The organism is Hymenobacter sp. (genome assembly GCF_036388155.1).
Taxonomy (GTDB): domain Bacteria; phylum Bacteroidota; class Bacteroidia; order Cytophagales; family Hymenobacteraceae; genus Hymenobacter.
Window position 1 is genome coordinate 1 of sequence record NZ_DASVSI010000100.1, and the last position, 20,861, is coordinate 20,861.

Genomic DNA, 20,861 nt, shown 5'->3' on the forward strand with positions numbered 1-20,861 from the left:
CTCGCTCGGGGAAGTAAGTAGTTTCCCGAGGCAAGATGTCTCGGCTGCGCTCGACATGACGTTCTTCTTTCTAGTTGCCCTGCTTCAACTTGTACATCTCACTGCCAGCCAGCAGGAAGCAGCCGAGGCCGTAGTCTTCGAAGTCGGGGCGAGACGTGAGGTTCACGGGCTGGCCGTCTTTGGGCTCCTTGCCGGTGCCTTGCACGTAGGCCAGCGAGCCGTCGCGCTGCACGCATTCGGTGGCCATGGCGTTCCAGGCTTTCGCAATGATGGGCTCGTACTGCTTCTTATCGAGCAGGCCTTTGTTCAGGCCCCAGGCCATGCCGTACACAAACAACGCCGTGCCGCTCAGCTCCTTGCCGCCGAAGTGCGTGGGGTCGTGCAGGCTCACGTTCCAGTAGCCGTCGGCACGTTGCAGCGGCGGCAGGGCCTGCATCATGGCCATGTACATCTGCTCGTATTCGGCGCGGTGGGGTGCATCGGCGGGCATGATGTCGAGCACGCGCACCATGGCGGCCACCACCCAGCCGTTGCCGCGGCTCCAGTAGCAGTCTTCGCCGTTGGGCTCCTTGTAGGGCGGTACAAAGTCCTTGTCGCGCCACCACAGCTTGTCCTGCGGGTTGTAGAGGCCATTGCCGCCGTGCTTATACTTGGAGTAGGCGTAAATGCGGTACATCTTGCCGTAGTAGGCCGTGTCCTTGGTTAGCACGCCGAGCTTGGCGTACACCGGCATGGCCATTTGCAGGGCGTCAATCCAGTTCCAATCGTCCACTTTCTCACTCTGCACCATGTTGTCGATGCTTGCTTTGATGACGGCGATACGCTCGGGCTTGGGGTCAATCTGGTAGAGGTCGAGGTAGGTTTGGCCGGCGCACTGGTCGTCGGCGTTGCGGTTGGTGGCGCCGTTGCGGATGCCCCACTGGTGCTTTTCGCCCCAGTCCACGGCGTAATCGTAGTAGCGCTTCTGCTTGTCGGTTTGGTAAAGCGCCATCAGGCCTTCGTAGTACACGCCGCGCGTCCAGATGTGGCTAGGGCGGGCCTTATTCGTCACGATTTCCTTGCCCGTGTCGGGCCACTTCTTCATGAAGTAAGCATTGGCGCGGGTCATGCTTTTGAGCACGGCCTTTTTCTTGGGCAGCTGTTGGGAGTGCGCTGGCAGCGTGAACAATAAGGCAGCACCGAGGCAGGCGTTCAGGATGTTTTTGAGCATAAGATGAAACGTATTTTTCCTATCTAAGAAGTCATTTCAAACTGTCATCCTGAGCGCAGCGAAGGACCTTATCACGCTTGTGCCGCTGGAATTACTGCGAGCGGTTCTAACCTGATAAGGTCCTTCGCTGCGCTCAGGATGACAGACAAGTTTCACGAAGCGGTTTTGGCGATTTCCACGGCGTACACTTGCTCCTGGCCTTCAAAGTTGGCCCGGAAAATCACCCATTTGCCATCGGGTGAGAAATGAATGTTCGGCTCCAGCTTGTAGCCGTGGTGCTGCATGTTCACCAGTTTCTCGGAGCGGAATTTGTCGCCTTCGGGCCGGAACAGATAAATCCACATGCCGTCGGGGGCTTTGGCTACTTGGCCGGCGTCGCCGCCGTCGCCGGCAAATAGCTTCTGGTCGGGCGACACGTTGAAGTGGATGGACCACTCGTTGCGGTCCATTTGGTAGGTGCGCTCCTGTCCGGTTTTCACGTCGGTGCCGCCCAGGTAGAAGGTCACGCTACGGGGCTTCTGCACGTCGAACCAGATGGTTTTGCCATCGGGGCTGAAGAATTCGTGGCCCGCTATTTCGCCTTCCACCGTGCGCTTGTGCACCAGCTTCACGGCCTTGGTTTTGGTGTTGATGTGCCAGATGCGGTCCACCTTGTGCCAGGGGCCCTCGTGGCAAAACATCAACAAATCGGGGTCGGTGGGCGAAAACTGCACGTGGTTCAGCCACGCGTTGTCGGTGAACAGCTTGGTGAGTTTGCCGCTGCCGCCCGCGTCCACCACGAAGAGGGTGCGCGGCAGCTTGGCTTCGTAAATGCGGTTAAAAAAGTCGCTCTTGGCCGGGTACTGCCGGTAAATCTCCTTCTCGGCATCGGTGCCCCAGGCCCCGCCGAGCTGGGTTTCGTCGGCATTCAGCGAGGTGATGTCGGCCTTAAAATCAGCGGGGAATACGAAGACGCGGCGCGTCTTTTTAGTGTCGGCGTGGGTGGCGTACACCGTATCCTGCACCTGGTAGAACACCTCCCGGCGCTTCCGGCCCACTATCTCGCCCTTCACCGACTTGAAGTAGCGGGTAAGCGGCGTGATTTGGCGGGTTTTCAGGTTCAGCAGGCGGATTTGTTTGCCCTGGGCGTCGGTGTGGTAAATTACCATTTGGTCGCCCTCGTTGCCCTTGGCTTTCAGAAACGGGTTGTTGTGAAAGTAAAAGCTGGCATTGCCGCCGTCTTGCGGGGTGAGGCGCACCACTTTGTGGCCGGTGCTCTGGTCAATCCACTCGGCGGCCGGCATGGGCTTTTGGGCGCCGGTTTCCATTTTGGACTGGGCGCGGCTGCCGAAACTCAGCAACAGCAGGCCGCACAAGGCGGGCAAGAAGTAGTTGGTTTTCATGGGTGGGGATGAAAGGGAAAAGAGCAGGTTTTCAAGCTTTACCGGCGAGGAATACTCCCAACCGACGACGCAAGAACTTGCCGCAGTCATTCCCAGCCTTCCTGTACTCTTCGGTTTTCTGCAACTCAGTGCCGCTTCCGCCACTGCGCGGGTCTTCCGGTACTTGGGGGAAGCTTCGTTTTAGACGCTCAGCCTCTCTCCAGCGCCTGCGCAACCCGCTGCCCAATAATGAGGTAACTCTACCACCATCTAATGTAGAGACGCGACCCTTCGCGTCTCCTCGTTAAACGGCACCACGCGGACGACACCCAAACTGCGCAAACGCCGAGACGCGAAGGGTCGCGTCTCCACATCATGCAACCAGTTTCAGAACCTAACCAACCCTTTCGCTTAATTACTTCTGCTATGAAAACCGACAACCTGCTCTCCTCGCTCTCCCGCCGGGACTTTGTCCGGACCCTCTCGCTCGGGCTGGGCGCTACCGTGGCCGGCACCACCGCCCTGGCTCAGCCCCTGGCCTGGCTGGCCGAACGCGGCTACGGCCCCGCCAGCACCGAAGCCTGGCAGGCCGGCAAGCAGCTGGGCGTGGCGCTGGTGGGACTGGGCAGCTACAGCGCCGGGCAGCTAGCCCCGGCCTTGCAGAAAACCAAGCTCTGCAAGCTGGCCGGCATCGTGACGGGCACGCCCAGCAAGGCCGCGCAGTGGAAGCAGCAGTACCAGATTCCCGACCAGAACGTGTACGACTACAAGTCCTTCGACCGCATCGTGGACAACCCGGCCATCGACATCGTCTATGTCGTGCTACCGGTTGCCCTGCACGCCGAGTACGTGGAGCGCGCCGCGCGGGCCGGCAAGCACGTCATCTGCGAGAAGCCCATGGCAGTGTCGGCGGCCGATTGCCAGCGCATGATTGCGGCGATGAAGAAGGCCGGCAAGAAACTCAGCATTGGCTACCGCCTGCACTTCGAGCCTCACCACCAGGAAATGATGCGTCTGGGCCAGCAGAAAGTGTACGGTCCCATCCAGAAAATGAAAGCCGACAACGGCTTCCGGGCCGGTGGCATGTCGTGGCGGCTCGACAAAGAGCTGGCGGGCGGCGGGCCGCTCATGGATATGGGCATTTACTGCGTGCAAGGCATCATATACACCAAAGGCGAGCTGCCGGTATCCGTCACGGCGAAGTTTACGCCCAAGCCCGACCCAGTGCTCTTCAAAGAAGTAGAAGCCGGCGTGAACTGGCAAATGCAATTTGCCGACGGCGCAGTGGCCGACTGCCGCACCAGCTACGCCGAAAACATGAACAGCCTGCTGCGCGCCGAGGCCGCCAACGGCTGGATGGAACTGCAGCCCGCCTTCGGCTACGGCGGGCTGGAAGGCCGCACCAGCAAAGGCCCCATGAACATCCAGAACGTGCCCCAGCAAGCCCGCCAGATGGACGACTTCGCCGACTGCGTACTCAACAACAAGCCCACCCGCGTACCCGGCGAAATGGGCCTGCGCGACATTCAGCTGCTCCAAGCCATTTACCGCGCTGCCGAAACCGGCCAGAAAGTGTCGACCAAAGACGTGGTGGCTGTGTTGGATAAAGTAGGCAGCCGGTAAGCTGCTACCGAATTACCTCCAGCCAGCCTTTGTATTTGCGGCCGTCGGTGTAGGTGACAAGATAGTAGTAGAGGCCGCCCGCGCCCGCGCCGCCCCAGCTAAAGCCCCGGTCGCCCGACTGGTACACCTGCTGGCCCCAGCGCGTGAAAATCTTGACCCCGGCAAAGCGCCGGTCGCAGAAGTCAGCCGGTAGGTTGGGCAGGGCAAACTTGTCGTTTTTGTTGTCGCCGTTGGGCGTGATGACGTTGGGCCGGCGGAAGTCAGCCGAGTCCTTCACGGGCTCGACGATGAACCGGATGGCTCGCTCCCGCGGCAGCGGCTGACAGGGGCCGGTTTCGGCCAGCCGGAACCGCACCAGCAAGCCGTCGGGCCCAGCGGCGGCCACGGCATCGCAGGAAGGTGCCCACGAGAACGTGCCCGTGGCCCGGCCGGCGCCGTTGCTGGCCGCGAAGCTCATGCCCACCGACGCCAGGTCGAAGCCGGTGCCCGCGGCGGAAAGCGCCAGGGCGTGCCGGTCGGCGTCGGTGCCGGTGAGGTCGGCGGTGTAGCGTTCGCCCAAGGTCACGCGCACCACCGTGGGCGGAGGCGTGGGAATGGGCGGCGGGGCCGGGAAGGTGCTGGTGAGGACGGGGGCTTCGTTGGGGGGCTGCACGGCGGTGAAGGCCACCCTAATGGTGTCGCGCCGGGGCAGGCTGCAGCCGTTGTCGGCCACAATCACGTCCAGCAAATACACCCGGCCCTGGGTGTCGACGCACTCCGGAAAGCAGAGAGTGGCGGTGAGCGTGTCGGGCTGGCCGGCGGCGCGCACCGTGCCGCTGCGCGTGGTGGTGAACGACGGGGCGGGCGTAGTGAAATTGACCGGCCGGCTGCTCATGGTGAGCACCGAGTTGGGGTCGGGGTCGGTGTAGCGGATAGTGAGGCAGCGGTTGCCGCCGGGCACCAGCCGCAGCGTGTCGCGGCCGGGGCGGTACACGGCCCGCTCGCCGGTGGCCCGTACTTGGAGTTGCGGGGCGGTGTTGGTGGGGCAGTTCAGCACGTAGAGCTGAAAGTCGCGCCGGGTTTCGCCAATTTTTACGCCCTGGCGGTACTCCGAGCAGCGCACCCCGAACACGAACAAGCCCAGGTCGCGGGGCCGCACCGTGAGCCGGCCCGTGCGCGCGTCGATGCCCAGCGCGGGGTCGCCCGGCACTTGGTTGGTGGTGCTCAGGCCCGGGTTCCAGGTGACGGTGGAATAAGGCGCTGGCCCCGCCTGGTTCACCAAGGGCAGGGCCGACGTGGTGTAGCCGTTGAGCGGCGTCACCATGTCGTAGCGCAGCGAGTCGCCGTCGGGGTCCTGGCCGCCGAAATCGTAGTAGAACAGTTCGTTGCGGCAGGCGTAGTCGCCGAGCGGCGGAAAAATCCGGGGCGTCGAATCGATGAACGCGGCGCCGTTGCGCACCACGGCCGGAAACTCTAAGTAGAAGGCCTGCGCCGCCGCGCCGGGGTTGCGAATGTTGCTGATGGTGACGTTGCGGCAGCACCGCTCCACCGTGACGTAGTAGCCGCCAGCGTTGTTGTAGGTGTTCGAAGCCAGCACGATGTCGCGGGCGTACACGATTTTGCGGGTACTCAGCGAGCCCACCGCGCACGCGGGGTTGGTATAGTTAACGAAGGTATTGCCGGTGTTTTCCAGCACCACGTCGGCAATGCGCCGGTTGGTGCCCTTCTCGAAAATGCTAGCCGTTAGGCGCGGGTCGAGGGCGCCGGGGTCGCCGTTGATGGCGTCGAAATATAGGTTGAGGGTGAGCGAATAGTTGCTGCCGCTGCGGTACTGCAGGTCCAGTTCGCCCCCCACAATGTGCGTGGCCGCGGCGGCCAGCGGCAGCAGCAATGCCAGGACCGCAGCCGAAGCGCGCCAGGCCATTATAACCAAAGTCGACCAAATGGTATTCATCGAGGGTTAAGTTAGCCAAAAACCCTGATAAATGGCAATCATACCCCGCTCGCTACGACAACGAAGCGGGCATTGGCTTCTGCATCGAGCCCATTAGGACCAAACCCATTTTGCAAGTAATGGCGAGGTCTTTACCTACTTAAACGGTAAGCGGGTATGCCGTCGACTCTCAGCAGCGGCTTAAAAACCACATCGCCTGCTACCCAACATGCAGAATGGCCAGCAGCGAGGCCGTGGAAATCATCAGCCACAAGGCCAGCCCGAGCACAAAGGGCCGCGCGCCCACTGCCCTCAGCACCTGGCCCGACAAGCCGGCTCCGATGAAAAAGAGCGTGACGGTGAGGCCAATTTTGGCGATGGCCACCAGCACCGGGCCCAGCGGCTGCACGGCCGGCACGTAGGTGTTCAGCAGCATGGCGGCCACAAACCCGACGATGAAATAGGGCACTTTCACCTTCACGCCCTGCTGCTTGAACAGCACCGCCGTGCCCAGCGAAACCGGGATAATCCACAGGGCGCGGGCCAGTTTCACGGTGGTGGCCACTTGCAGCGCGTCGTCGCCGAAGGCCGCGGCCGCGCCCACCACCGAGCTGGTGTCGTGAATGGCAATGGCGCACCACAGCCCGAACTGGTTCTGCGTCAGGGCCAGGGCGTGGCCGATGGGCGGAAACGCAAACAGGGCCACCGCATTTAGCACGAACACCGTGCCCAGCGCCACCGACATTTCCTCGTCCTTGGCTCGCAGCACCGGGCCCACCGCCGCAATGGCGCTGCCCCCGCAAATGGCGGTGCCGCACGAAATGAGGTGCGCCACCCGTCGGCCCAGCCCCAGCCAGCGCCCCACGAGGTAGCCCAGCCCCAGCGTGCCCGCAATGGAAGCCACCGTGAAGAGTAGCCCCTCGCGCCCGGCTGCGGTGGCCGCGTGCGCATTCATCCCAAAGCCCAGCCCCACCACCGAATACTGGAGCAGCTTGGCCGTGAGGGCCCGCGTGTGCGTGGCGAAGGGGTTGCCCAACGTTTGGGCCAGCCCCAGGCCCAACGCCAAAGCCACCGGCGGTGAAGCCCAGGGCGTGAGGCAGTAAATCAGAAACAGGACAAAGACAACTTGACGCCCGGTTACCTCCTGCCCCGCCACCACGTGCGGGGCATGAAAGAAACGAAACACGTCCGTATTCGCAGCCAAACCATCCGCGCTGGACGGTTGCCCCGGGTTGCCAGCCGCGAACCCTTGCTTGCGGCTCTCCTTGGCAGGTGAGGCAGCGGGCGGAACGACGGGCAGTACGGGCTGGGGCATTGGAACGGGTTTTTACCGGCTCCAAATTTACGGCGACGCCCTGCCGAAAGGTAATTTCAAAATGTTATCTGAAATTACTTTTGGTTATGTCTTCGCGTTGAAATGTTGTTTGATGTCATTCGCCCGAGTGCCCGAAATTTAATTTCGGCTCGCGAGAACGACTGATATTCTGTCGAGTATTCTGTCGAGCCGGAATGAAACTTCCGGGCACTCGGGCGGACGCTCGGCTAAGCAGCGGTTTGAATCAGCCGAAGTAGAGACGCAACATCTTGCGTCTCCTCGTTGAACGACGATGGTGGAACGGCGCGGCCCCGGAAACGCAAGATGTTGCGTCTCTACCCCCCTACTGGGACCATTCACCTTGAAAAAAACTTTAGGGCAAACCGTCTTTAAACTGCTGGTGGGCATAGGTCAAAAACCGCTGCGCCGGGCGCGGCAATGGCTGCCCCTGCACCCACACGGCTTCAAACTGCCGGGCCAGGTGCAGCCCCGCCACGGGCACAATTTCGAGCAAGCCGCCCGCCAGCTCGCGCGTGAGCGCCCGCCGCGAAACGAAGCCCAGCGCTCCGGGCGCCGCCTCCAGATAGGCCTTGATGGCTTCGGTGTTATCGAAGTAAAAAGCCACGGGCAGGCTGCTGAGCTTGATTCTTAGCGTGCGCAGGGCAAATTCCAGCACTTCCAGGGTGCCCGAGCCGCGCTCGCGCAACACCAGCGGGGCGGCCAGCGCCTCGGCCAGCGACAGGGGGCGCCGGGGCAGGTCGCCGGCGGTGGCGCCGCGCACGGCCACCAGCTCGTCGGTCAGCAGCAGCTCGTAGTGCAGGTCGCGGCTTTTGGAGCGTCCCTCCACGAAACCCAGGTCCAGCTCGCCGCGCAGCAAGGCCTCGGCGATGTGCTCGGAATTGGCGCTCAGCAGGGTGAGCTGCACCTTGGGGTGGCGGGCCTGAAAGCCGGGCAGCAGGCCCGGCAGCACGTATTGGGCCAGGGTGGTGCTGGCCCCCAGGCGCAGGCGGCCGGCGGCCTCTTCGGGGTCGCGCAGGGCGTGCAGGTGGTCTTCCAGTTGCTGGTGCGAGTGGGCCACCGCCTCGGCGTGGGCCAGCAGCAGGCGGCCGGCTTCGGTGAGGCCCACGCGGTTGCCGCGGCGTTCCAGCAGCCGCTGCCCGTACTGCCGCTCCAGCTCCCGGATGTGCTTGGTCACGGCCGGCTGCGTGATGAACAGCCCCTGCGCCGCTTTGGTGAAGCTCAGGTGCTGCGCCACGGCCTGAAACACGCGAAGGCGAAAGTCGGACATGCGAAGCTGGATTCTGGATTAGCGGAGTGGCGGCAAGCGGCCTTATTGCGCCGGGGCAGGCCGGTTGAAATGGCTGTCCAGCACCTCGGTCAGCTTGTCCTTGGTCAGCGGCTTGTTCAAGAACCCGGCAATGTTGAGCTTCTTCACGCGCTCCAAGTCCTGCGGGTGCAGGGAAGTGGTGAGCATGACGATGATAATGGCGTGCCGGTGTGCCCAGGGCAATTTATCGTAGGCCTCCAGAAAAGCAAAGCCGTCCATCACGGGCATCTTCACGTCGAGCAAGATGAGCACCGGCGACTCTTCGGTGGCCGCCTGCGCGTAGTGGGGCAGCAGGTCCAGCGCTTCCTGGCCGTTGAGGGCCACGAGCAGTTGGTCGGCAATAGCCAGACGGTTTAGCAGCAGGCGGTTTAGGTAATTGGTCGTTTGGTCATCGTCGACCAACAAGGCGCAAGACAGCTTTTGCATGTACGGGTTGGGGCGGTAGTGGCCCCGTGGGGGACGGCAGCGGAAGGCGCTTACTTGGTAAAGTAAACAACAAACGTGGTTCCATCGTCGAGCTTCGAGCGCACCGTGATGCGGCCGCCGGCGTTTTCCACCATCTTTTTCACCATGTAAAGCCCAATGCCAGAGCCCTCCACGTGGTCGTGAAACCGCTGAAACATGCCGAATAGCTTTTGCTCGCTACCAGCATCCAGACCCAGGCCGTTGTCTTGCACTTCCAACACCACGCGCGCCCCCTCCTGCCAGGTGTGCACCCGCACCCGCGGCGGGCGGGCCGGGTGGCGATACTTGAGCGCGTTGCTGAGCAAGTTGTAGAGCAGCGAGCGCAGGTTTTTCTCCGAAAAAATAACCGTGGGCGCGGCGGCTACGTCCACGTCTATCTCGGCCGCGCTGGCTTGCACCAGCGGCTCCAGGTCGAGGACCACGTCGCGGATGACGGCGGCCAGGTCCACCGGCTCGGTGGCCTGGCCGTGCTCCTTTTGCAGCTTGCTCACGTCGGTCAGGTGCTCGATGGTGCGCTTGAAGCGGTTCACCGAATCCAGCATCAGGTCCAACAGGGGCTGCACCGACTCGTGGCCGGCAATGTTGGCGGGCAGCTCCAGCAGCAGGGCGTCGAGCAGGCCCTCGATGTTGCTGATGGGCGCTTTGAGGTCGTGCGAGGCCGTGTAGATGAAGTTATCCAGGTCCACGTTCACGCGGGTGAGCTGCTCGTTGTTGTCGCGCAGCTGGCGCTGGGCGTGGTCGATGCTTTCGAGGGCCAGCTTGTGTTCGTGGATGTCGGTGTAGGTGCCTATCCACTGCAGGGTTTCGCCCTGCTCATTGCGCGAGGCAATGGCGCGGCCCAGCATCCAGCGGTAGTCGCCGGCGGCGCTGCGCAGGCGGCATTCTACCTCGAAGGGGTTGCCGGTGCGCAGGCTTTCCTGCCAGCGGGCGAGGGCCTCCACGGCGTCGTCGGGGTGCAGGCGCTCGCGCCAGGAGCGGCCGGCCACGGGCCCCTTGCCTTGGTCCTGGCCGATGTAGTCGTACCAGCGGCGGTTGCGGTAGGTGTGCTCGCCGTGGGCGTTGGTGGTCCAAGCAATCTGGGAAATGCCCTCCAGCACGCGGCTGGCCTCGGCGGCGGCGCGCTCGCCCACCAGGCGGGCGGCTTCTTCGCGCCTCAGTTCTTCCGTTTTCCGGTCGAGCAGGGCGTTTTGCTTGGCCACCTGGGCCCGAATGGCCGTGATTTCGCGCTGCGCCGACAAATCGGTGACGATGACGGCCAGCGCCGGCGTCTCGTTAAAGGCCAGCACGTTGGTCGACACCGAAAACGGCACCAGCGCGCCCGACTTGGTTTGCAGCGGCAGTTCGCCCTTGCTTTTGCCCATCCAGCCCAGGTGCACCAGCTCGGCCCAGGCTTCGATGAAGGGCGCGGGCACAAAATCGTCGAAATTGCTGCCCATCACCTCGCTCATGGGGCGGCCCAGCAAGTCGGCCAGGCACACGTTGCAGTAGAGCACGGTGGCTTCCTCGCTCAGCAGCAGGGCGCCCTCGTTCATCTGCTCGATGAGCATGCGGTAGCCTTGGTCGGCGCCTTGCAGCGTAAAAATGCGCGGCCCCTCGGCCCCTTGCACGGCCAGCGCGTCCACGGCCCCCGTGCGGATGGCCTGAATTAGCTCCTGTGCTTCCTCCAGCTGGTAACGCAGTTCCTCATTTTCCTGGGCCAAGCGGGCCAGGGCCGGGTCGGTGCTATCCATGCGTCGAGTCGCCGGCCGGCGGCGTCACGCCCAGGGCCTTCAGCACCCGGTCGCGGTCGGAGAAGTCGCCCACTAGGCGGCGCACCAGCCCCGGCCGCAGCTTGATGAGCGTGGGCACGCCAATGAGGTCCTGCTCCTGCGCCAGTTCGGGCTGCTGGTACACGTCCACAATGAGCAGTTCGTAACGCCCTTTCAAATGCAGCTCCAGAATTTCCTTGATGTTGCGCACGGCGCGCGTCGAGTTGGTGGAGACGCCCGTGATGTAGAGGTGCAACAGATACTCGGGGCCGGTGGGTTCGGGCAGGTCGGCTGCTTCCGTGAATACTTCCATCGGCCGCGTTATTTGCTCGCAAAGGGGCGCACGTCCAGGCCCACCAGCACCCGCTCTTCGTTCGACAAGTCGCCGATGATTTTGCGGATGGGTTCGGGCACTTTGCGCACCAGCGTGGGAATGGCCAAAATCTGGTCGCCTTCGGCCAGTTGCGGGTTCACAAGCAGGTCAATTACTTCCAGCTTGTAACGGCCGGCGAGGTGGAGTTCGCAGTACTTCTTTAGGTTGGCCAGCGCCGTCATGGACTTCAGGATTTGGCCGGCCACGTACAGGCGCAATTCCCAGGTTTCTCCAGTGTCTTCGTCAAATGCTGCTGCTTCCATGGCGCGGGTGGTGGGGCGAGGGCCCAAAAAAAGCCCTTCAATCTCAGTCATACGAATTACTTGCTGCTTTTGCCGGATTTGGGCGGATTTTGGGGGCGCGGGATGCCGCCCCCCATGCGCTGCTTGCCGGTCAAGAGCGTTTCCTGCCGGTTTTGCTCGTCGGTGGCGATGAGCCGCAACTCCTCTTCCACCGACTCAAACTCGGTGCGCAGGTTGGCAATGTTGGCCTCCAGCATGCGGCGGCGGCGCTCCAGCTCCCGGTCGCGGCGCTCGGCTTCCTGCTGGGCCGCCAGGGCCTGGGCGTGCTCCTGCAGCTGCTGGGTGAGGCGGCCGGCGCCGGTCACGATGCCCGTGGGGCCCAGCACCACGTCGAGCAACTCGATGCCCTTGTCGGTCACGATGAACTCGCGCACTTGGTTGGAATGCGCCATGCCGCGCGACTTGAGGATGCTCAGGCCGCGGTTGCGCTCGCCCACGCCTTCCAGGTCGCGCACCGAAACCCAGGTGTCCACCAACGACGACACGCCCTCGTCGGTCATTTCCTGCTGCTGGCCGCGCCCGCTCACCAAGGCCGTAAACAAGGCCGTGATGCCGCTCACCTTCAGAAAGTCGATGAGGCGGGTGAGCATGCTCCGCACCTCTGAAATGTTGCCCACCGTGATGAGGTTGGTAATTGGGTCAATAACCACCGCGTTGGGCCGAAACTCCTTCACCAGGCGGTGCAGGGTCACGAGGTGCTGCTCTAGGCCGTTGAGCGTGGGGCGCGACGCTTCGATGCGCAAGCGGCCCTCGTCGAGGTGCGATTGCAGGTGAATGCTGACTGAGGCCATGTTGCGCATCAGCTGCTGCGGCGACTCTTCGAAGGCGAAGAACAAGCAGCGCTGGCCGGACAGGCAAATTTTCTCCGCGAACGAGGCGGCCAGGGTGGTTTTGGCGGTGCCGGCCGTGCCGGTTATCAGCACGCTGCTGCCCTCGTAGAAACCCCGCATGCCGAACATCTCGTCCAGCGCGTCCACGCCGGTCGACACGACGTTGTCGGACACCTGGTGTTCGAGCCGCAGCGAGGTCACGGGCAGCACCGAAATGCCCTGGCCGGTTATCAGGTACGGGTACTCGTTGGTGCCGTGGGTGCTGCCGCGGTACTTCACCACGCGCAGGCGGCGGGTGGTAATCTGGTCAATCACGCGGTTGTCGAGCAGAATAACGCAGTCCGACACGTACTCTTCCAGGCCCTGCCGCGTCAGCGTGCCGTCGCCGCGCTCGGCGGTGATGATGGTGGTCACGCCTTTGTCCTTCAGCCAGCGAAACAGCCGCCGGATTTCCGAGCGCAGCACGCCTTGGTTGGGAAACCCCGAGAACAGCGACTCGATGGTGTCGAGCACCACGCGCTTGGCCCCGATGGCGTCGATGGCGTAGCCCAGGCGAATGAACAGGCCTTCGAGGTCGTACTCGCCGGTTTCTTCAATTTCGGAGCGGTCGACGTGCACGTGGTCGACGCGCAGCATTTTGCGGGCTTGCAAGTCCTTGAGGTCGAAGCCGAGCGAGGCCACGTTGGCGGCCAGCTCTTCGCTCGTTTCCTCGAAGGCCATCAGCACGCCGGGCTCGTTGAACTCCTCGATGCCGCGCACCAGGAACTCGATGCCCATCAGGGTTTTGCCGCAGCCGGCGCTGCCGCACACCAGCGTGGGACGGCCCAGCGGCAAGCCGCCTTCGGTGATTTCGTCTAGCCCTTCGATGCCGGTGGGGCACTTGGGCAGGTGGGGCAAGGGGGAAGGCGTGGTCGGGAGTTGCGCTTGCATGTAGAGACGTTGGTAGCCTCACAAAGTTAGCCCCGGCGGGTGCACATTGCGTCACGCCCGTCTCTCCCAGCTCACGGCACGCCGCCAAAGCCCGCGCATCACGCCCCGCAAAGCCTAGCGCCTCATGTCGAGGTGAGCTATGCCGTTGGATTCGCGCCTAGCGCCCGGCCCCAAAGGCCAACCAGCCGGCGCGGTGCGCCTCCATTTCCTCGGCGCTGATGCCGTAGGCGCTGCGCACTTCGTCGAAGCTGAGCAGGCCCTGGTCCACGGCGTTGAGGGCGGCCCACACCTTCAGCTTGCGCTCGGCGGCGCTGGTTTCCGGGGCCGGTTCGGGACGACCGTCGGTGTCAAAATAATCGGGCGTGGCTTCACTCATTAGGGCCGCAAGTTAGCGGGTAATTTGTTAAGAATCCATGAATTTATCAGCGAATTAAGTGCCTTTTGTGGTTGTGCTTTTCGCCCGTGCTTTTGAGTCTCAAGCCCTTCACTGGCGCGCTGGGGCGGCTCAACGACAATTTTACCCAAATCATCGATAATCGATTCACTTGCTGCGATGAGCATTCAATCTTTGGGATGTTATCTGGATTACAGAATATCTATTTTACGGTTCGAGAGCAGTTAATTCTCGTCCTTATTTACTCCTATATATCTAATTACTATATAATTTTCCATCGCAATTCTTTCACCTTACCTGCAAATGAACCCCCACCCTGGCGACCTCGCCTTCGATGCCCTCTTTTCCGACATTGCCGTCAGCGGCTGCAGCGTCTCCCCCGACCTTCCTTTTTACTCGTCCCCGGCTGCCGAGCCCCTGCAAAAAGCCCCTTTTAGCCTCGGCCAGAACTACCCCAACCCGTTCCGAGGCGAAACCACCGTGCCGTTCACGCTGAACATGGCCGCCGACGTGCGCCTCGACCTGCTGGACCTCGACGGCCGCAAGGTGGCCGGCGTGGTGCGCAAAGGGCGCAGCGCGGGCGAGCAAAGCATCAAGCTGAACCTGAGCGGCCTGGGCCTTTTGCCCGGCGACTACCGCTATCAGCTCGAAATCACCTGCAAGCACGGCGTGTTCTATCAGCAGCTGATGATGACCGCCGTGTAGCTGGCCCTTGGGTGTGCGTAAATGAGTGAAGCCCCGAGGCTGACCGCTGCAACGGTCAGCCTCTTTTTTGTGCCCAAGCGGCGCACAAAGGCGCGTGGTGCGGCCCTGCGCCACTGCTTCGGCCGAATGCTTTCACGTTAGGCAGCGCCGACCGTACTTTGCTGCCGGGGCGCTGCTGCGGCAGGCCGCATCGTTCACTTGCTCATCCCACCGCGGCGTGCCGCATCATTTCCATTTTTATGGCTGACCAAACCCTTACCGGCCTGCGCGCCGGCGTGCTGCACGGCGACGAAGTGCAGGACCTTTTCCGCCACGCCAAGGCCCACGCCTTTGCCCTGCCCGCCGTGAACGTGACCGGCACCAACACCGTGAATGGCGTGCTCGAAACCGCCAAAGCGGTGAATTCGCCCGTCATGATTCAGTTTTCGAACGGCGGCGCGCAGTTTTTCGCGGGCAAGTCGGTGAGCAACGACGGCCAGCGGGCCAGCATCGCGGGCGGCATTTCGGGCGCCTACCACGTGCACCACATGGCCGCGCTCTACGACGTGCCCGTGGTGCTGCACACCGACCACGCCGCCAAAAAGCTGCTGCCCTGGATTGACGGCCTGCTCGACGCCGGCGAGAAATACTACCAGACGCACGGCCAGCCGCTCTACAGCTCGCACATGCTGGATTTGTCGGAAGAGCCAATTGAGGAGAACATCGAAATCTGCAAGCGCTACCTCGAGCGCATGGCCAAAATTGGCATGACGCTGGAAATTGAGCTGGGCGTGACCGGCGGCGAAGAGGACGGCGTGGACAACTCGGACGTGGACTCCAGCAAGCTGTACACCCAGCCCGAGGAAGTGGCTTATGCTTACGAGCAGCTCAGCTCCATCAGCCCACGCTTCACCATCGCGGCGGCGTTTGGCAACGTGCACGGCGTGTACAAGCCCGGCAACGTGAAGCTGCAGCCCAAGATTCTGCACAACTCGCAGGAGTTCCTGCGCGAAAAGCACAGCATCACGGAGGCGCTGCCCATCGACTTCGTGTTCCACGGCGGCTCGGGCTCCAGCCAGGAGGAAATCCGCGAGGCCATCGGCTACGGCGCCATCAAGATGAACATCGACACCGACTTGCAATGGGCGCTGTGGGAAGGCATCAAGGACTACTACGTGAAGAACGAGAGCTTCCTGCAGGGCCAGATTGGCAACCCCAGCGGCGCCGACTCGCCCAACAAGAAATACTACGACCCGCGCGTGTGGCTACGCAAGGGCGAAGAGACTTTCGTGGCGCGCCTGAAGCAGGCGTTTGAGGACTTGAACTGCATCAACCGCCGGCCCTAAGCAGCTGGCGCAGGGTTCACTCCTACTGCCCAAGATAAAAAAGCCCCGACATCGTTGCTGATGTCGGGGCTTTTCGTTTTTTAAGTGTCTAGCGCTGGGCCAGCACGGGCATCACGGGCGCGAGCGTGGTCGGGAGCACGTCGTTCCAGGCTTGGGCCAGGGCTTTGTCGCGGCCGTAGACGTCGGGCAACTGGCGGAGGCGGTCGCCGTCGGCTTCGCAGGTCAGGTAGCGCACCAGCAGCGTGACCGGGGCTTGCAGGCCGAAAGCTTTGGTGCGGCCGCTGTCGAGGCTGTTTTGCAAGTCGTCGAGGCGGTTGGTGGCGTTCTTGCCGTCGCGCTCCAGCAGGAAGCGGGCCAGGGCCACCGGCTTTTCTACCCGGATGCAGCCGTGGCTCAGGGCGCGGGTGCTGGCGGTGAAGGCTTTTTTGGCGGGCGTGTCGTGCATGTACACCGCATACGGGTTGGCAAAGCGAAACACCACTTCACCCAGGGCGTTGTCTTCGGAAGGCGTTTGCCGGATTTGGTAGGGAAACGCTTCGGGCTTCACTTGGTCCCAGTCCACGCGGTAGGGGTTCACGCGCTTGCCGGCGGCATTGTACAGCTCAAAGCCCCGGTCGTTCAGGAAGTCCGGGTCGCGGCGGAGCCTGGGCAGCATTTCGTTGGCGGCGATGCTTTGGGGCACGCGCCACTCGGGCGCCGCCTGCATGAACGTGATGCGGCTGTAGAGTTCGGGCGTGGGCGTGGCCGCCTTGCCCACAATCACGCGGTGGCTGGCCGCCACGCGGGCGCCGCGCACCACTTGCAGGGTGTAAGCGGGGATGTTGACGGCGATGTACAGCGAATCGGGGGTGGGCTCCCAACGCAGGCGCTCCAGGTTGATGGCCACGGGCAAGGCCACGCGCTGGGCGGCAGCGCTGTCGGTGTTGAGCAAATTGTGCCAGGCGTGGAGCAGCCGCACGTAGCTGCGCGAAGCAGGTTGGGCTTCTAGCAAAGCTTCGGCGAAGCGGCCGCTGCGCAGAGCGTACTGCAAGTGGGCCACCCCGTCGAAAGCCACGGTGGCAGTGGCGGAAGCCGGGCGCAGGTCGGAGCGGGTGATGCGTCCCTCGTGCAGGTGCTGGGCAAAGCGCAGCAGGGCGGCGCTGAGCTGCTGCTCGGCCCGCACCCGGCGCGCGGCGGCCTGGTCGTCGGCGACGGACAGCGAATCGAACAGGGCCACCAACTCCGTGGCGTGGTATTCGGCCGGCTTCAGGCCGTAGCGTGCAGCGGCTAGGAGCAGCTTGACGCCGGTCCGGGCTTCGGGGGCTACGCCGTCGGGGCGGGTCCACACGGGGGCAAAGCCGCTGAGGGCGTAGAAATCCATCACCTTTTTAGCGCTTACCGAGTCATCGCCGCTGGCCATTGCCAGGGGCTGTCGGAGCAGGGCCGCAACCACGCGGTCGGGAGCCGGCGAACCCGCCGCCTGCCCCGCGTGGGCCGCCAGCACCAACGCCAGCGACACCAAACCTACCCAACGCAAGGGCATAATTGTGGCAACATTTTGAGTAAACCAGGAGCCGAAAGACAGAAACGAAGTATAAATATTTTTCATTATCGGCAGCAGAAGGATAATTCGGTATTGAGAATTTACCAAATTTACCAAGCCTAAAAAGGGCTTTTTGGCCTTCTAGTTCAATGGCCACCGGCGCTCGGTGAACGGACCTTTTAAAGGGGCGTTTGGCAGTGCGTTGAGCTTCTTTTGGTGAGATTGATTCAGCCCAAAAATCTCGCTCCAAGTATTTCTAAGGCCTTTTTATATACAATAGTATAATTATTTACCCGTGTCATTTGATGAGCTAAACAGCCGTGTTAGAGGACTGAAGCCACCCATTACAATACAGCTAGCCTAGCTGCCTGCAAGGCCAGATGGGTACCCCTACCGTACTAGGTCGCTCAATAAGAACAGCACGACCCACTCATGTGGCTGGGCAACGGCGAAGTGGCATTTGTAGCTTGCTCGAAGCAGGTGTTTTTGAAGAGTTGAATTGCAGCAGCCGGCGGCCTGAAGTCTGTATTTTTTGTTGAAAAGACCATAAGCCCTGACGCTCCCAATGGCGGCGGGGCTTATTATTGTCTCCCTAACTCACGCCACTTCCCATGCACTACTTGCCCAACCCGGCCCGCTACCAAGACATGACCTACCGCCGCTGCGGCCACAGCGGCCTCAAACTGCCGGCGCTCTCGCTCGGCTTGTGGCACAACTTCGGCGACGTGGACACGCAGGCCAACGGCCGCGCCATTCTGCGCCGGGCCTTCGACAGCGGCGTGACGCACTTCGACCTGGCCAACAACTACGGCCCGCCGCCCGGCTCGGCCGAGGAGAACTTTGGGCGGGTGCTGCGCGAGGACTTCCGGAGCTACCGCGACGAGCTCATCATTTCCACCAAAGCCGGCTACCTCATGTGGCCCGGCCCCTACGGCGAGTGGGGCTCGAAGAAATACCTGGTGTCCAGCCTCGACCAAAGCCTGCAGCGCATGGGCCTGGACTACGTCGACATTTTCTACCATCACCGCCCCGACCCCGACACGCCCTTGGCCGAAACCATGGCTGCGCTCGACCTCATTGTGCGGCAGGGCAAGGCGCTGTACGTGGGCATCAGCAACTACCAGCCGGCCGAAGCCGCCGAGGCGTTTCGCCTGCTGCGCGAGCTGGGCACGCCCTGCCTCATTCACCAGCCCAAGTATTCCATGTTTGAGCGCTGGGTGGAAGACGGCCTGCTCGACTTGCTGGGCGAGGAAGGCGTGGGCTGCATTCCGTTTTCGCCGCTGGCCCAAGGCCTGCTTACGGACAAGTATTTGAAGGGAATTCCGGCCGACTCGCGGGTGGCCAAAGGCGTGGGCTTCCTCACCGAAAATAACCTCACCGATGAGCGCCTGTCCCAGGTGCGGCGCCTCAACGAAGTGGCCCAAGCCCGCAACCAAAGCCTGGCGCAACTGGCCCTGGCTTGGTTGCTCAAGGACGAACGGGTGACCTCGGTGCTCATCGGCGCCAGCCGCCCCGAGCAACTGGATGACTCGTTGCGCTGCCTGGAAAACACACAGTTCAGCTCCGAGGAGCTATCGTCAATAGACCAGATTCTGCGTACCGAAAACCCGGCTGCTTAGCCGGCTAAGCAGCCGGGCCTTACCGGGCAGCTACCGAATGGGGCTGCTTGGCGTGGCCGGTGCGGGCGTGACCGGCGCAGCTGGTGCGGGCACCGCTTCGGAAGCCGCCGGAGTGGTGGCCGGAACCGTAGCCGCTGCGGGGGCGGGGGCGGGGTCGGCCACGGCTGGGGTTGCCGTTTCTGTGACAGCTGGGGCGGCTGCGGGTGCGCTTGGCTCGGTTGGGGCAGTTGCGGGGGCCGCTTCTGCGGCGTTAGTCACCACGGGGGCAGGAGCGCACCCTTTGGTTTCCCACGAGCCTTTTATTTTGGGGCATTTGTCGAGCTTGTTGCTCACCAGGTCGCCGTCTTTGTCTTTGTGGCGGTGGCGGTGCAGGGCAAGGCCTACGCCGAAGTATACGTCGGCGCCGGTGGTGGTGGTCAGGCTCAGCAGGCCGCCCAGGTTGTCGGAGCCGATGAACATGGGCCCCATGCGCACCATGGCGCCTATTTGCAGCTTTTGGTAGCGGTTGGCGAGCATGATGGGGGTAGCCACTTCGAAGCGGCTGAATTCGATGCGCGGAATGACGGCCAGGCTGCTGATGCTGCGCTGCCCGATGGTGGACGCCGGCAGCAGGCTTTGCGTCCAAATCAGGCCCGCGTAGAGATGGTTGACCAGGCGGTAGTCGGCGGTGAGGCGCAAGGTGGTGGGCAGCGCGCTGCGGAAGCGCTTGCTCTGGCTGCTCAGGCCCACGAGGCGTTGCAGCGTCGGCGCCAGGTCATTCGGCGACTTGATGTTCAGGGTATCGAGCTGGCCCAGTTGCACGGTGCGGTTGTTGGCGAGCTTGGCTTGGCGCACGTACCGGCTGTTGTTGTAGCTGATGGCGCCCAGGTCGGTGAGGGCCAGTCCCACCCGCAGGCGGTACTTATTGCTTGAGTTGTCGTCCCAGTTCTTGCCATCCATGCGGTAGGCGTACTTGTCGAAAGTGGGGCGCCACTCGTAGGCCACGCCCAGGTCGAGGCCCAGGCCGCGGCCGAGGCGCTGGCTGCCGTAGAGCGTGCCCGCACTAAAATTCGGTTGGTCGTAGAAATCGGGGTTGGTGAAACCGTAGCTCAGGTTGCGGTTTTGGAGCTGGATGCTGTCGCCGTCGTACACCTGGTACTTGGTGCCTTCGTTCAGCACGTAGCCACCGCCCAGGCCCACCAGGTACTTGGCGGTGAAGCCCGCCTTCCAGAAATGCTCCTGGCTGACGGTGAGCGTGCGGGCGTAGGAGAGGGCAAATTCGTGGTAGGCCCCGGTGGTCAGGTTGAAGCTGTTGTCGTCGAAGACTTTGTTGGCCAGGCCCAATCGGTTGGCGTCGTCGAGGCCATAGCGCGCCAGCCGGGCCAGGCTCTCGCTCACGTTGCTGGCCTGCGCAAACGCGCGCACCCGGTTGGTGAAGGCTAGCCCCGCGCGCGGGCTCAACGCCAGCATGAAGCCCGGCAGCCGCCCCTCGCCCACAATGCTGGCCGCTTTTGTTCCGCCCGCCAACTGCTCATTGAGGTACTCAGAGCGCAATTCCCGGGTGCCATTGATGAACTCCCGGGCTGGCCCCGGCAAATCGAGCTGGAGGTAGGTATTGTAGAAATTGGCTCCCGCCCCGCCCAGGTTCAGGTAGAACTTGTGGCGAGAGTCAGCCAAAGAAGCCGGGTTGATGTACAGGTTGTTGGTGCCACCGTAGTTGCTCAGGGCCAGGCCCGTCCAGCCTTGGCCAGCCCCGGTCTGGGCCAGCAGCAACAGGCTTAGCAGAAAAAAGGTGAGCGGAAATGCAGAGCGTAGGGGTTTAGACATAAAAAAACAGAAAAAGATGAGGACAATGGCGTAGCCAGGCGGAGCCGCGCCCGCCAAGAGTGGTTCGGAAAAAGAAGTGGAGCGCCGGTTGGCG

General features: G+C 62.8%; 17 protein-coding genes. 4 read left to right on the forward strand and 13 right to left on the reverse strand.

The window, feature by feature from the left end; translation table 11 throughout:
* Positions 1–70: 70 nt before the first annotated feature.
* Both VF629_RS13690 and VF629_RS13695 read right to left on the reverse strand, forming a co-directional pair.
* Complete coding sequence (locus VF629_RS13690) at positions 71–1,210, reverse strand: glycoside hydrolase family 88 protein (RefSeq protein ID WP_331059051.1); 1,140 nt, start codon at positions 1,208–1,210, stop codon at positions 71–73.
* A gap of 152 nt (positions 1,211–1,362) precedes the next feature.
* Positions 1,363–2,592, reverse strand: a complete 1,230-nt coding sequence (locus tag VF629_RS13695; protein ID WP_331059052.1) for an oligogalacturonate lyase family protein — start codon at positions 2,590–2,592, stop codon at positions 1,363–1,365.
* A gap of 405 nt (positions 2,593–2,997) precedes the next feature.
* Here VF629_RS13695 and VF629_RS13700 point away from each other — a divergent pair, with 405 nt between their 5' ends.
* A complete protein-coding gene (locus tag VF629_RS13700; RefSeq protein WP_331059053.1) occupies positions 2,998–4,194 on the forward strand; it encodes a Gfo/Idh/MocA family oxidoreductase in 1,197 nt (398 codons plus the stop codon).
* Positions 4,195–4,198: 4 nt separating this feature from the next.
* Here VF629_RS13700 and VF629_RS13705 read toward each other — a convergent pair whose 3' ends face one another.
* The 9 genes from VF629_RS13705 to VF629_RS13745 form a co-directional block, all read right to left on the reverse strand.
* Complete coding sequence (locus VF629_RS13705) at positions 4,199–6,127, reverse strand: gliding motility-associated C-terminal domain-containing protein (RefSeq protein ID WP_331059054.1); 1,929 nt, start codon at positions 6,125–6,127, stop codon at positions 4,199–4,201.
* A gap of 199 nt (positions 6,128–6,326) precedes the next feature.
* The gene (locus VF629_RS13710) at positions 6,327–7,421 is read right to left on the reverse strand and encodes a YeiH family protein (protein WP_331059055.1); all 1,095 of its coding nucleotides are present in this window, start codon (positions 7,419–7,421) and stop codon (positions 6,327–6,329) included.
* A 373-nt stretch (positions 7,422–7,794) separates the two neighbouring features.
* Positions 7,795–8,709, reverse strand: a complete 915-nt coding sequence (locus VF629_RS13715; RefSeq protein ID WP_331059056.1) for a LysR substrate-binding domain-containing protein — start codon at positions 8,707–8,709, stop codon at positions 7,795–7,797.
* 42 nt (positions 8,710–8,751) lie between these two features.
* Complete coding sequence (locus VF629_RS13720; RefSeq protein ID WP_331059057.1) at positions 8,752–9,174, reverse strand: response regulator; 423 nt, start codon at positions 9,172–9,174, stop codon at positions 8,752–8,754.
* Positions 9,175–9,224: 50 nt separating this feature from the next.
* Positions 9,225–10,943, reverse strand: a complete 1,719-nt coding sequence (locus VF629_RS13725; RefSeq protein WP_331059058.1) for an ATP-binding protein — start codon at positions 10,941–10,943, stop codon at positions 9,225–9,227.
* Positions 10,936–11,274 carry a circadian clock KaiB family protein gene (locus tag VF629_RS13730; RefSeq protein WP_331059059.1) on the reverse strand — a complete coding sequence of 113 codons (339 nt, stop codon included), beginning with the start codon at positions 11,272–11,274 and terminating at the stop codon, positions 10,936–10,938. The genes VF629_RS13725 and VF629_RS13730 overlap by 8 nt, the downstream gene beginning before the upstream one ends.
* Positions 11,275–11,282: 8 nt before the next feature.
* A complete protein-coding gene (locus VF629_RS13735; protein WP_349256787.1) occupies positions 11,283–11,597 on the reverse strand; it encodes a circadian clock KaiB family protein in 315 nt (104 codons plus the stop codon).
* 56 nt (positions 11,598–11,653) lie between these two features.
* Positions 11,654–13,396, reverse strand: coding sequence for a circadian clock protein KaiC (gene kaiC / locus VF629_RS13740; protein ID WP_331059061.1), 1,743 nt, complete (start codon positions 13,394–13,396; stop codon positions 11,654–11,656).
* 157 nt (positions 13,397–13,553) lie between these two features.
* The gene (locus VF629_RS13745) at positions 13,554–13,772 is read right to left on the reverse strand and encodes a DUF1153 domain-containing protein (protein WP_331059062.1); all 219 of its coding nucleotides are present in this window, start codon (positions 13,770–13,772) and stop codon (positions 13,554–13,556) included.
* A 321-nt stretch (positions 13,773–14,093) separates the two neighbouring features.
* On the opposite strand from VF629_RS13745, the gene VF629_RS13750 reads away from it, so the two are divergent.
* Positions 14,094–14,495 (forward strand): hypothetical protein, encoded by a 402-nt coding sequence (locus tag VF629_RS13750; protein WP_331059063.1) that lies wholly within the window; start codon positions 14,094–14,096, stop codon positions 14,493–14,495.
* Positions 14,496–14,734: 239 nt separating this feature from the next.
* Complete coding sequence (fbaA, locus tag VF629_RS13755; protein ID WP_331059064.1) at positions 14,735–15,820, forward strand: class II fructose-bisphosphate aldolase; 1,086 nt, start codon at positions 14,735–14,737, stop codon at positions 15,818–15,820.
* Positions 15,821–15,908: 88 nt separating this feature from the next.
* On the opposite strand, the gene VF629_RS13760 is transcribed toward fbaA, so the two are convergent.
* The gene (locus VF629_RS13760; protein WP_331059065.1) at positions 15,909–17,408 is read right to left on the reverse strand and encodes a L,D-transpeptidase family protein; all 1,500 of its coding nucleotides are present in this window, start codon (positions 17,406–17,408) and stop codon (positions 15,909–15,911) included.
* A gap of 545 nt (positions 17,409–17,953) precedes the next feature.
* Here VF629_RS13760 and mgrA point away from each other — a divergent pair.
* Positions 17,954–18,961, forward strand: a complete 1,008-nt coding sequence (gene mgrA / locus VF629_RS13765) for an L-glyceraldehyde 3-phosphate reductase (RefSeq protein ID WP_331059066.1) — start codon at positions 17,954–17,956, stop codon at positions 18,959–18,961.
* Between the two features lie 30 nt (positions 18,962–18,991).
* On the opposite strand, the gene VF629_RS13770 is transcribed toward mgrA, so the two are convergent.
* A complete protein-coding gene (locus VF629_RS13770; protein ID WP_331059067.1) occupies positions 18,992–20,767 on the reverse strand; it encodes a DUF5723 family protein in 1,776 nt (591 codons plus the stop codon).
* Positions 20,768–20,861: the final 94 nt, after the last annotated feature.

Coding starts and splice junctions, on each gene's coding strand:
- VF629_RS13690 (WP_331059051.1), bottom strand. CDS start 1,210: ATGCTCAAAAACATCCTGAACGCCTGCCTCGGTGCTGCCTTATTGTTC.
- VF629_RS13695 (WP_331059052.1), bottom strand. CDS start 2,592: ATGAAAACCAACTACTTCTTGCCCGCCTTGTGCGGCCTGCTGTTGCTG.
- VF629_RS13700 (WP_331059053.1), top strand. CDS start 2,998: ATGAAAACCGACAACCTGCTCTCCTCGCTCTCCCGCCGGGACTTTGTC.
- VF629_RS13705 (WP_331059054.1), bottom strand. CDS start 6,127: ATGAATACCATTTGGTCGACTTTGGTTATAATGGCCTGGCGCGCTTCG.
- VF629_RS13710 (WP_331059055.1), bottom strand. CDS start 7,421: ATGCCCCAGCCCGTACTGCCCGTCGTTCCGCCCGCTGCCTCACCTGCC.
- VF629_RS13715 (WP_331059056.1), bottom strand. CDS start 8,709: ATGTCCGACTTTCGCCTTCGCGTGTTTCAGGCCGTGGCGCAGCACCTG.
- VF629_RS13720 (WP_331059057.1), bottom strand. CDS start 9,174: ATGCAAAAGCTGTCTTGCGCCTTGTTGGTCGACGATGACCAAACGACC.
- VF629_RS13725 (WP_331059058.1), bottom strand. CDS start 10,943: ATGGATAGCACCGACCCGGCCCTGGCCCGCTTGGCCCAGGAAAATGAG.
- VF629_RS13730 (WP_331059059.1), bottom strand. CDS start 11,274: ATGGAAGTATTCACGGAAGCAGCCGACCTGCCCGAACCCACCGGCCCC.
- VF629_RS13735 (WP_349256787.1), bottom strand. CDS start 11,597: ATGGAAGCAGCAGCATTTGACGAAGACACTGGAGAAACCTGGGAATTG.
- kaiC (WP_331059061.1), bottom strand. CDS start 13,396: ATGCAAGCGCAACTCCCGACCACGCCTTCCCCCTTGCCCCACCTGCCC.
- VF629_RS13745 (WP_331059062.1), bottom strand. CDS start 13,772: ATGAGTGAAGCCACGCCCGATTATTTTGACACCGACGGTCGTCCCGAA.
- VF629_RS13750 (WP_331059063.1), top strand. CDS start 14,094: ATGAACCCCCACCCTGGCGACCTCGCCTTCGATGCCCTCTTTTCCGAC.
- fbaA (WP_331059064.1), top strand. CDS start 14,735: ATGGCTGACCAAACCCTTACCGGCCTGCGCGCCGGCGTGCTGCACGGC.
- VF629_RS13760 (WP_331059065.1), bottom strand. CDS start 17,408: ATGAAAAATATTTATACTTCGTTTCTGTCTTTCGGCTCCTGGTTTACT.
- mgrA (WP_331059066.1), top strand. CDS start 17,954: ATGCACTACTTGCCCAACCCGGCCCGCTACCAAGACATGACCTACCGC.
- VF629_RS13770 (WP_331059067.1), bottom strand. CDS start 20,767: ATGTCTAAACCCCTACGCTCTGCATTTCCGCTCACCTTTTTTCTGCTA.